The 2,180-nt window shown below is 58.0% G+C and carries 2 protein-coding genes and 1 pseudogene; all 3 read right to left on the bottom strand.

From position 1 onward, the window contains the following. Positions 1-629, bottom strand: a 629-nt coding sequence (locus AC1DRD_RS22735) for an MBOAT family O-acyltransferase (protein WP_478043155.1), incomplete at its 3' end; no start/stop codon positions are given. A gap of 179 nt (positions 630-808) precedes the next feature. Next, entirely contained in the window at positions 809-1,531 is a 723-nt protein-coding gene (locus AC1DRD_RS22730; protein WP_478043154.1) for a LuxR C-terminal-related transcriptional regulator, read from the bottom strand. A gap of 308 nt (positions 1,532-1,839) precedes the next feature. After that, a pseudogene (locus tag AC1DRD_RS22725) lies at positions 1,840-2,180 on the bottom strand (hypothetical protein); the annotation flags it as partial.

Raw genomic sequence — 2,180 nt, 5'->3', positions numbered from 1 at the left:
GCGACGCCGAGCGGATCGGCGACCATCACCTTCTTGAACAATCCGATGAGGAACAAGGTGAGTCCGATCGCGACCAGGTCCCAGCGCGGCCGGAAGCGGTCGGGCGCGCTGAATTGCGCGAGCATCTCGCGATGATGCGTGATCGGCCCGGCGATCAGGTGCGGGAAAAAGGTGATGAACAGCGCGTAGTTGAGCGGATCGCGCTCGCTGACCCGGCCACCATAGGCGTCGACCAGATAGGCGATTTGCTGGAAAGTGAAGAACGAAATGGCGAGCGGGAGGATGACGTGCGGCACCTGCCAGTCGCCGCCGAACAATTCCCGCGTCGTTTCCAGGGCGAACATCGTGTATTTGAAATAGCCGAGCAGGCAGACGTTAAAACCGATGCCAAGCGCGAGCGTAAGCTTGCTCTGCCGCCGTATGAGTAGGCCGCCGAGCCAGTAATTTACCCCCATGCTGGTCAACAGCAGCGGCAGGTTCTGCCAGCGCCACCAGCTGTAGAACACCAATGACGCAACGGTAAGCCAGGCCGCGGCGAGGCGCGGTTGATTGAATCGGGCGATGACGATGAAACCGACGAAGACGACGGGCAGGAACAGCGATATGAACTCGCTGGAATTGAACAGCATGGTCCAAATTCCCCCGTTTTGCTTGCCCCGATCGAATGACCCGAGTTTGTTGACTCGATCTGATCGCTGCGATCGCGACGAAGTCTAGCATCGCCGGTGCGACGCCCGCAGCGTTTAGGACGAATTAACCCGTAATTCCCCGCGCGCCGCCCTCGGCGGCGCGGTGCCTGTCAGTCGAGCTACGGTAAAGCCCGATCGGCGCCGTTGCGGATCTTGCCACAGGGAGGATGCGATGAAAGTGTCTCGTTCAATCGCTCGCCGATCGCCCAGATGGCGGCCTGGGTCCTGTTCTGGACGCCGACCTTGCGAAGAATGGCCTTCACATGGATCTTCACCGTCGCCTCGCTGATCTCGAGCTGGCGCGAGATGATCTTGTTGGGGTGCCCGCTCACCAGACAGGCGAGAATTTCGATTTCCCGCAGTGACAGGCCGGCCTGCTTCATCGACTGGCTGGTGCCCGGCGACAGCCCGAGATTGGGATGCGTGGGCAGGAACTCGGCCAGGTTCGACGGCATCACCTTCTCGCCGATGGCGATCAATCGCAGCGAGATCACTAGAGATTCGGACGATGCCGCGATGATGTAGCCGTAAACGCCTTCGCGGAAGCAGCTGACCATTTCGTCGAAATCGAACACATCGGCCATTACTGCCAGCCGATAGCCGGGGAACCGCTCGGCAAGTTCSGCGGGMTSGTACSCCGTCTTGGCGTCCGCGAGGCCGTCCATCAGCAGAATGTGGACGACGTCGCTGCCGTCGTCATCGACCGCTTCGACGTCGCTGAGYTGGCTCGCGTCGACCGCGGCTTCCAGTACGTCAAATCCGTTTTCGGTCAGTATCCTCTGTAACCCGTCCAGAGCTATTCGATTGGGCCCGAGCAAGGCAATCTTGATGCGAGGTGTCATTAGATAGCCTCCAGAATCACGAGTTTATTGCTATAATGATCCTCATGAAAGGCCTCTGCTCTCGGATGTTGATAAATAGTAGCAAAACTCAATTTCCTTATTATGGGCACTAAGTGTGATAATAAGCTAAATTAGTCAAAAAGTATTATTGATATTAAGCGAATTTACTTACGTATATGTACTTATATATTTCGAGCATCGTGGTTGACGCCCTGGAGTTTCCGGTATCGGGTTGTCCGGCGCCCTCGTCGTCTCAGCCTCGATGGCTAACGCTCTGAATTCTACGCGACGTCCCGAATGGGGCGGGATCAATCGTCTCGTGAATGATTCCGGTGGTGAGGTCGCGGCGCCCGGATTTGGGGGAGGCTGTCGATGTGTGTTCTGATCATCGGCAACACGCGCGGCAGCGAAATGCCGAAGAGCAGCCCGAGGCCGATCGCCATGTCGGTATAGCCGGAAAAGTCGAAATAGATTTGCAGCGCGTAGGATAATGCGCCGGTCCATGCCTGGATGAATTGTACGCCGCCGATCTCTGCCTGCACGAAGATCGGCCGCACCGCGACGCCGAGCGGATCGGCGACCATCACCTTCTTGAACAATCCGATGAGGAACAAGGTGAGTCCGATCGCGACCAGGTCCCAGCGCGGCC

This window comes from Sphingomonas sp. P4_G2 (assembly GCF_056401155.1).
This window is presented reverse-complemented; position numbering and strand designations above follow the sequence as displayed.